We start from the raw sequence: 9,532 nt of genomic DNA, 5'->3' as shown, positions 1-9,532 counted from the left end.
AAAAAGATTATATATTATTCGATTTAGATGGAACATTAACAGATCCAAAGGAAGGTATTACGAAAAGTTTTCAATATGCTCTAGCTCATTTTGGAATTGAGGAACCTGATTTGGATAAGCTAGAAGTTGTGATTGGACCACCACTCATAGGTTCTTTTATGGAATTTTATAATTTTACTAAGGAAGATGCAATTAAAGCCACAGCGAAATACAGAGAGAGATTTGCTACTCTTGGTATGTACGAGAATAAGATCTATGATGGTATCCCCTCACTGTTACAGAAATTAAGCAATGAAGGTAAAATGTTAGCAATAGCAAGTTCAAAGCCGACTGTTTTTGTTGAGAAGATATTAGAACACTTTGAGATTAAAGAGTATTTTCATCATATAATAGGAAGTAATCTAGATGGTACACGCTCTGATAAAGCAGAAGTTGTAGATGCAGCAATTGCAGGATTTGGGGAAGTTAATAAAGAAGATATTATAATGATTGGCGATCGTAAATACGATGTAATAGGGGCACATGAGCGAGGAATAGAAGCAATCGGTGTTACTTATGGATATGGTGGCGAAGAAGAATTAGTGGAATCAGGAGCTGATTATGTAGTAAAAACAGTAGAAGAACTAGAAAATTTATTACTTAATAAATAAGACAGAAGGCCCAGTGAAAGTTATTGATGAATGACCAAGAATATTTGTTCATTTGTTAACTTACTTGTACTTGTGTTTTATAAGGTAGCACGCAAAACTACTTAATAGTGTTAATCTTCTTCTTAGCTAACGTACTATGACTAAGAAATGATAGCGGAACATCTGTAGTACTTCTTAGTGTGTACATCAAAACCTAGGAAGGAGAGGCATGGATGCCGAGCCAGTCTGAGCTGAGGCAGGATGCCGAATCGAAGGCGGTTCCGTATCAATTGATGAAACCGGGTGTACACACTTAGAAGTACTTAGGTGTGTAGCGTGTTTCGTGTCATAGTACGTTAGCTAAGAAGCTATGAATATGTATATAGAGTTTTGCAATAAGACTAATACTTAGATAAATTCAGATGAATAAATATTGTTGATTATTCATCTGAAAGTTAAAATAGGCCTTTTGACACCCAAAATCTATTCATGTAATCGTCTAATTAATTGATATACCACACAGTTTTGGATAACCAGCGGTTTTGTATGTGCAAAGAAGATGATACCGTCGCTTGGAGCAAGTATTTGAGAAATTACTTCACCTTCTAAAGGATCAATAACAACAGCTAGTGTATCGCCAAATTGCACTTCATCTCCAGGATTCTTAAGTCTACGATAGATACCAGATACATCTGCCCTTATTGGAAGAAGAGTTTCTTCTTCGATTACACTTGCGATAAAACCATTATGGCAGTTGTATTTAATAATACCCATACGAGTAAGAAAACGAAGCACAGAAGATACAGCTTGTCTTGCAGATGGTTCGTCAATCTGATCAGTTGCACTAGTATAAACAGAGAAAGCATTCGTATCATTCAACTGCCAGTTATAATTAAGAGTAGTTGTATCGAATGGTTCAGGTTTTCTGGTTAAGACATAAGGAAGTCCGAATAGATTTGCTAAACTGGTATTTTGATGACCTGTTTCCATCATGCGTACATGTGGAATAAAGTCTCCAGGTGTGTGGAAGCTGGCAAACTGAATACCATAGTTATATCCGCTTGCTTTTTTAAATACAGCATTTGCAATTCTTTCTGTTGTTTCGCCAGTTGGATTACCTGGAAACATTCGATTAATATCTGTTTTATCTAGAGCCCAGAAACGTTTTTCGACATTTACAGAGAAATTATTCACACATGGAATAACTAAGATTTCATGATCATTTACGATATGTCCATTTTTCTCAATTTGGGCTAGTGTTTTTATTAATTGCGAGCAGACATAGAGTTGTTGTACTTCGTTACCTCTAGTTGGACCAACAATACATGCTGACTTTTCGCCACTTCCGAAAGTATAGCCATATATATTCATCTTAGCACGAAACGGAGCGTCAAGTGAATAGATTGTTTCTTTTAGCATGAGCCGACACCTCCTAATATTCGTGCAATTAAAGAACCATTGTAGACAACAGGATATTCTCTAAGTGTAAACACCGTACCACTACATGGAGCAATAATATGCTCTTTTACCGTACCATTAAGAGGGTCGATAATATCACCAACGCAATCACCTTTACAAATACCTATCCAGTGAGAAATAGCAGGAACGAATATTCCAGATGCTTCTGCATGAATCATCTCAACTTGTCCATCTGTTGAAACAATTGGCTTTCGTATCGAAGATACTTCTCCAGTCCATATACCAAGTTCTTTCATAAGATTAAATAAGCCATCGACTAATTGCATTCCATATTCTTTTGTTAATCTCATACCAACACCCATCTCTACAGCAAGAGAAGGGACGCCTAGAGAATTTAAACTATGTACTAAAGATGATTGGAGTACTGTTACAGAGTCATTAACCCATATAAAGTCTACATTTAATAATTTAGAATAGGGCAATAGTGTCTTAAGATTATCTTGGCTAATACGTACTTGAGGGATTTCTCGTATGAATATGTTACTTGCATGTAAATCAATACATAAATCACTACCGAGAATGTCATCAATAATACTAGCAGCTACACATTCCGCCATGTCTCCTTCTTCATTACCAGGAAAATTACGGTTCATATCAAGATCAAAGGTAGGAATACGTCTAGTTATAGATTCCATACCAAGAGGATTAACATAAGGATAAACATCAACAATACCATTTAAACATTGAATATTAGCATTTATTCTACGAATCAGTTCATAACAAACGAATTGTCCTTCTAATTCATCACCATGTATTCCTGTGACAATACAGATACGTTTTTCTTTACCAGTAATAGTTTTGGGAAGTAAACGATTTTTCTTAATGTCCATTGATTCTGCAACAGGCAGACCGACTGATATAACGTCTTTTATCATGAGATACTTCCTTTCTTTGGTTTTTCATAATAATGATACAATACAATCTAGTAGGTGTCAAACCTTCGGCTAAATTTATTCAATTACCGAATTCCCATTGTTTTTATAGTAAATTAAAGCTATAATATAGCTTATGAGTTATAACGAGGTTCTAAAGAAAAGGGAACGCATTTGTGTTTTCTATGTATGTTTAGGAAAGGTATATGTGGAATGGATATTAATTATGAATTATACAAAGTGTTTTACTATGTGGGGAAAACATTAAGCTTTTCAGAGGCATCAAAAGAATTATTTATATCACAATCAGCGGTAAGTCAGTCAATTAAAGTACTTGAGAAGAGGCTGAATCAGACATTGTTTATTCGTAGTACAAAACGAGTAAAGCTTACAAAAGAAGGAGAAATGTTATTTAAACATATTGAGCCAGCAATTAATCTTATTAATCGCGGTGAAAGCCAGATAATGGAAGCGGGGACGTTGAATGGCGGGCAACTTCGTATCGGTGCAAGTGATACCATTTGTCGGTATTATTTAGTTCCGTTTTTGAATGAATTTCATCAAAAGTATCCGAAAGTTCATATCAAAGTTACGAATGGTACATCTTTACAATGTGTGGAATTACTTGAGACAAATCAAGTCGATTTAATTGTGGTGAATTCGCCGAATAGCCGTCTGAATAGCATTAATAATATTGTGGAAGTGGGAACATTCCGCGATGTATTTATTGCTAATAAGAAGTATTTCCCAAGTATTGAAAGGGAGATGACTTTAACTGATTTAAGAAACTATCCAATTCTTATGTTGGACAAACATTCTACAACAAGTGAGTTCCTTCATAGTCTATTCTTACAGCAATCAATTGAATTAGCACCTGCTATAGAGCTTAATAGTAATGATTTGCTTATTGATATGGCACGGATTGGATTAGGGGTGGCTTTTGTACCAGATTATTGTGTTAAGAATCTTACGAGTGGGGAGGTTGAGGATATGATTATCCTTAATTTGAATGAAGAACTTCCAGAGAGAAAGCTTGTGGCTGCATATAGCAACCAGATTCCATTAACAGCCGCATCAGAGTATTTTTTAGATAATCTGGCTTCGCATAAGTAGAGAGTAAAGTCAACAAAAGTGAAGATTTTGTGAATTGCGGTAATTAACTTGACGAATAGGACAAAGTTATATAGAATTGGAATAGTGTTATAATTAAAGATAATATGGAGGAAGTAAAGTGAATAAGTTGAAGAAGGTAATATCTCTAGTACTTATGGTTGTACTTATCTGTAGTATGGCATTAGTTGCTGGATGTAGTAAAAAGGATTCAAAAAAAGAGTCTGGTACAACAGAAGATGGAACAGTTGATACAAGTATAAACTATAAAAAAGATGATGTTGCATTAACAGTTGATGGTGAGAACATAACAATGGAAAATATGCTTTATTATATCTATTCTTATGAATCACAAATCGACTATATGGATCAAATGTATAAATACTATTTCAATACTGGATATTGGGATATGGAAGTTGAAGAAGGAAAAACAATCCGCCAAGATGCAAAAGATCAAGCAATGGATACAGCAATTCATTACGAAGTTCTATATAGAGAAGCACTAAAAAAAGACTATTCTTTAACGGAAGATGAAATTAAAACAATTGAAGAAAATTCTGCATCTATTATTCAACAAATGACGAAAGAACAACTTGCATTAACAGGTTTTACTGAAGAAGCAATTACAGAAACTCAGAAAAAATGGGCTATAACAGACAAATATTATGAAGATTTAATCGACTCTTTCGATATTGATGATAAAGAGATTAAAAAAGGTGTTGATAAAGAACAATACAAAGAGTATAGTACAGAATATATTAAGGTAGCAACAGCAACAGTAGATGAAGAAGGAAATGCTACTCCTTTATCAGATGATGAAAAGAAAGCTGCAAAAGAAAAAATTGAAGCAATCTATGATAAAGTGAAAGAAAGCAAGAATTTAGAAGATGGTATCACAGATGGTGATGCTGATGTAGAGTATACAGATTTATCATTCTTACCAAATGATGAGAATGAAACAACTGATAAGACTTATATGGAAGAAGCTATGAAACTTTCTAATGGAGAAATTAGTGGAATCGTAGAAACAGAAGAAGGTTATTACATCATTAAGATGGTTGATGATAGTGCAACTACACAATATGATGAAGCTGTATCTACAGCAATCCAAGAAGTAGAAGATGCTCGTTTTGAAGAAGAATTCAAGACGATTCAAGAAAGCTACAAGGTTAAAGTTAATGATGAAGTTTGGGACAAAATTGTTATGGGAAATAACACAATTCCTGTAACAACAACAGAAGACACATCAGCAACAGATGCTACAACAACAGATGCTGCTGCGACAGAAGCTACAACAACAGATGATGCAGCAACAACTGATACGAATGCATCAGGTAATGAATAAGTAATAGATTATGTAACAAATTATGCAATAGAAAGTTCACAAAGTGTGCTTTCTATTGCTTTTTTTATTATATAAGCAAACCTAATTAGTAAATTGAATTATATTAATTTTATTTATAAAACGGAGTGTGATATAATAAAACCAATGAAAAATAGAAACCATATGTCAGCAAAGCTGATGAGCAGGTCAGAGTAAGAAAGCAAAGGCATTCTTGTGACAGATTTATGTCAGAAAGGTAAGGTAAGCCATGAGTAACGTAAAGAGAATCTATGTTGAGAAGAAAGCACCATACGCTGTCAGAGCAAATGAACTAAAAGAAGAAATTAAGAGTTATCTTGGAATGAAGGGGTTAACTGCTGTTCGTGAATTAATCCGTTATGATATCGAAAATCTATCAGAAACAACATATAAGAAAGCACTTGGTATTGTATTTTCAGAGCCTCCTGTTGATGTATTGTTTGAAGAAAAATTTGAAAAAAATGATGATGATAAAGTATTTTCTGTTGAATATCTTCCTGGTCAATTTGATCAAAGAGCTGATTCTGCAGAACAATGCGTGAAATTATTAAATGAAAAAGAAGAACCAATTATCCGTTCGGCTACAACTTATGTATTGTCAGGAGAAATCTCAGAAGAAGATTTCGAGCGTATCAAAGCATATTGTATCAACCCTGTTGATTCCAGAGAAAGCAATGGTGCGAAACCAGAGACTTTAGTAGCTAAATTTGATGAACCAGAAGATGTTATAACATTTGATGGATTTACGGATATGGAAGAAAGCGAGTTAAATGAATTATATCAATCGCTAAATCTTGCTATGACATTTAAAGATTTCCTTCATATACAAAACTATTTTAAGAATGAAGAAAAACGTGATCCTTCCATGACTGAAATTCGTGTGCTTGATACATATTGGTCTGATCACTGTCGTCATACTACTTTCCTAACGGAACTAAAAGACGTAGAATTTGAAGATGGTTATTACAAAGCACCAATTATGGCTACTTATAATCAATACACAAAAGATAGAGCAATAATCTATAAGGATAGAGATGATAAATATATTTCATTAATGGATATCGCATTAATGGCTATGAAGAAGTTACGTGCTGATGGTAAATTAGAAGATATGGAAGTTTCTGATGAAATCAATGCGTGTTCCATTATCGTACCAGTGGAAATCGATGGAAAAGAAGAAGAGTGGTTAGTATTTTTTAAGAATGAAACACATAACCACCCAACTGAAATCGAGCCTTTCGGTGGAGCAGCAACTTGTCTTGGAGGAGCTATTCGTGATCCGTTATCAGGTAGAGGTTATGTATATCAAGCTATGCGTGTTACGGGAGCAGCGGATCCTACTGTATCCTTAAAGGAAACAATGGAAGGTAAGTTAGCGCAGAGAAAGATTGTTACAGGAGCAGCAAAAGGTTACAGTTCATATGGAAATCAGATTGGACTTGCAACAGGGCTAGTTGACGAAATATATCATCCAAACTATGTGGCTAAGAGAATGGAAATCGGTGCTGTTATGGGTGCAGCTCCAAGAAAAAATGTTATTCGTGAGAATTCTGATCCAGGTGATATCATTATCTTACTTGGTGGTAGAACAGGACGTGACGGTTGTGGTGGCGCAACTGGTTCTTCAAAGGCGCATACAACAAGCTCCATCGATACTTGTGGAGCAGAAGTTCAAAAGGGAAATGCTCCTACAGAAAGAAAGATACAAAGGTTATTCCGTCGCGAAGAAGTGAGTTCTATTATTAAGAAGTGCAATGACTTTGGTGCAGGTGGTGTATCTGTAGCAATTGGAGAATTAGCAGATGGTTTACACATCTTTATGGATAAAGTACCGAAAAAATATGCTGGTCTTGACGGAACTGAATTAGCAATTTCTGAATCACAAGAAAGAATGGCAGTTGTAGTAGATAAGAAAGATGTAGATAAGATGTTAGCATTTGCAGCAGAAGAAAACTTAGAAGCAGTTGAAGTTGCAGTTGTAACAGAAGAACCAAGATTAGTAATGATCTGGAGAGATAAACAAATCGTTAATATCAGTAGAGCCTTCTTAGATACAAATGGTGCTCATCAAGAAGCAAAAGCGACTGTAACGATGCCATCAGAAAAAGATAACTACTTACAAAGAGAAATTGTTGTAACCAATATGAAGAAAAAATGGTTAGAAGTACTCCATGACCTTAATGTATGTTCCAAGAAAGGTCTCGTTGAGATGTTCGACAGTTCTATTGGTGCTGCAACAGTAACTATGCCATATGGAGGAAAATATCAATTAACTCCAATTCAAACTATGATTGCAAAACTTCCTGTGCTAAAAGGAAAATGCGATACAGTAACTATGATGAGTTATGGATTTGATCCGTATTTATCAAGCTGGAGCCCATATCATGGATCAATCTATGCAGTAATTTCATCAGTAGCTAAGATTGTTGCTTGCGGTGGAGATTTCTCTAAGATTCGTTTCACATTCCAAGAGTACTTCAGAAGACTTGGTACAGATCCAAAACGTTGGGGAGAACCGATGGCTGCATTGCTTGGAGCGTATGAAGCACAGATGAAACTTGGTTTACCATCTATTGGAGGTAAAGACAGTATGTCAGGTACCTTCAATGATATTGATGTGCCTCCAACATTAGTTTCTTTTGCTGTAGATATTGCGAAGGAGCAAGACATCGTAACTCCAGAATTCAAGAAAGCTGGAAGCAAGATTGTTAAATTCAATATTGCAAAAGATGAATATGATATTCCAGTATTTGAACAAGTAATGGAATTATATGCACAGATTACGAAATTAGCTAAGGAAAAAGTATTATTATCCGCATATGCACTTGGATGCGGTGGTGTTATTGAAGCGGTTAGTAAGATGGCATTTGGTAATAAATTAGGCGTTACGTTAAGGGATAGTGTGAAAGCAAGTGAATACTTCAGACCAGAGTACGGTTGCATTGTTGCGGAAGTTTCCGAATCTGATCTTAATAAGATTACAGCAGTTTATGAAGTAATTGGAGAAGTGACAGAGCAGACAGCTTTCATATATGGTGATACTGAAATTGCTATGGAAGAAGCATTGTCATCTTGGACAGAAACATTAGAGAACGTGTTCCCTACTAAGTCTGAAGGTGAGAATGGAACACTAGAAACGAAGTTATTCGATGCGAAGACAATCTATACAGCGAAAACAAAGATTGCCAAACCTAGAGTATTTATACCTGTATTTCCAGGTACAAATTGTGAGTATGACGTTACGAAAGCATTCGAAAAAGCTGGTGCTGAAGTATCTACGGTAGTATTTCGTAACTTAAGTGAAAGTGATATTACACAGTCAGTTAAGGCTTTTACGGAAGAGATTAATAAATCACAAATTATTATGTTCCCAGGTGGATTCAGTGCAGGTGATGAACCAGATGGTTCTGCTAAATTCATCGCTTCTGTATTCCGTAACGAAGCAATAAAAGAATCTACTAACAACTTATTAAAGCATAGAGACGGTCTTGTACTTGGTATCTGTAATGGCTTCCAAGCTTTAATTAAACTAGGATTGGTGCCTTATGGAGAGATTACGGATATAACAGAAGATACTCCAACACTTACAACAAATAGAATTGGACGCCATATCAGCAAGTCAGTATATACGAAAGTTGTTACTAACAAATCTCCTTGGTTATCTAAGGCAGAACTTGGTGGTGTTTACTCGATACCTGCTTCGCATGGAGAAGGACGTTTTGTTGCTAATGAGGAGTGGTTACAGAAATTGTTTGCAAACGGACAGGTTGCAACTCAATATGTTGACGTAAATGGAAATCCTAGTATGAATGAAGATTTCAATCCAAATGGTTCTTACTGTGCAATTGAGGGTATTACTAGTCCTGATGGTCGTGTGCTTGGTAAGATGGCTCATTCAGAACGTATCGGAGAAGGTGTTGCTATGAACATCTATGGAAATCAAAATCAATTAATCTTTGAGGCTGGTGTTGAGTACTATACGAAGTAAATAAATTAAATATAAGCTGTAAGTTTTAATTATCATATAGAATGAATCATTACTAAGGAATCTCCAAGTCAGATGTGGCCCTGACTTGGAG

6 protein-coding genes are annotated in these 9,532 nt (G+C 35.3%); 4 read left to right on the top strand and 2 right to left on the bottom strand.

What is annotated here, in order from left to right:
- Positions 1–650: HAD family hydrolase (locus tag ACW2QF_RS14530; RefSeq protein WP_455716729.1), on the top strand; the 650-nt coding region annotated here is incomplete at its 5' end.
- 462 nt (positions 651–1,112) lie between these two features.
- On the opposite strand, the gene ACW2QF_RS14525 is transcribed toward ACW2QF_RS14530, so the two are convergent.
- Positions 1,113–2,048, bottom strand: coding sequence for a M14 family metallopeptidase (locus ACW2QF_RS14525; protein WP_455716728.1), 936 nt, complete (start codon positions 2,046–2,048; stop codon positions 1,113–1,115).
- The gene (locus ACW2QF_RS14520) at positions 2,042–2,983 is read right to left on the bottom strand and encodes a M14 family metallopeptidase (RefSeq protein WP_455716727.1); all 942 of its coding nucleotides are present in this window, start codon (positions 2,981–2,983) and stop codon (positions 2,042–2,044) included. The genes ACW2QF_RS14525 and ACW2QF_RS14520 overlap by 7 nt, the downstream gene beginning before the upstream one ends.
- A gap of 210 nt (positions 2,984–3,193) precedes the next feature.
- Here ACW2QF_RS14520 and ACW2QF_RS14515 point away from each other — a divergent pair, with 210 nt between their 5' ends.
- The 3 genes from ACW2QF_RS14515 to ACW2QF_RS14505 all read left to right on the top strand — a co-directional run bounded on the left by ACW2QF_RS14515 (position 3,194) and on the right by ACW2QF_RS14505 (position 9,441).
- The gene (locus ACW2QF_RS14515) at positions 3,194–4,093 is read left to right on the top strand and encodes a LysR family transcriptional regulator (protein ID WP_455716726.1); all 900 of its coding nucleotides are present in this window, start codon (positions 3,194–3,196) and stop codon (positions 4,091–4,093) included.
- Between the two features lie 118 nt (positions 4,094–4,211).
- A complete protein-coding gene (locus ACW2QF_RS14510) occupies positions 4,212–5,435 on the top strand; it encodes a peptidylprolyl isomerase (protein ID WP_455716725.1) in 1,224 nt (407 codons plus the stop codon).
- A gap of 247 nt (positions 5,436–5,682) precedes the next feature.
- Positions 5,683–9,441, top strand: a complete 3,759-nt coding sequence (locus tag ACW2QF_RS14505; RefSeq protein ID WP_455716724.1) for a phosphoribosylformylglycinamidine synthase — start codon at positions 5,683–5,685, stop codon at positions 9,439–9,441.
- Positions 9,442–9,532 lie beyond the last annotated feature (91 nt).

It is taken from the genome of Anaerosporobacter sp., from assembly GCF_965301125.1.
The sequence above is the reverse complement of the archived record's forward strand: the minus strand, read 5'-3'. Positions and strand labels throughout refer to the sequence as shown.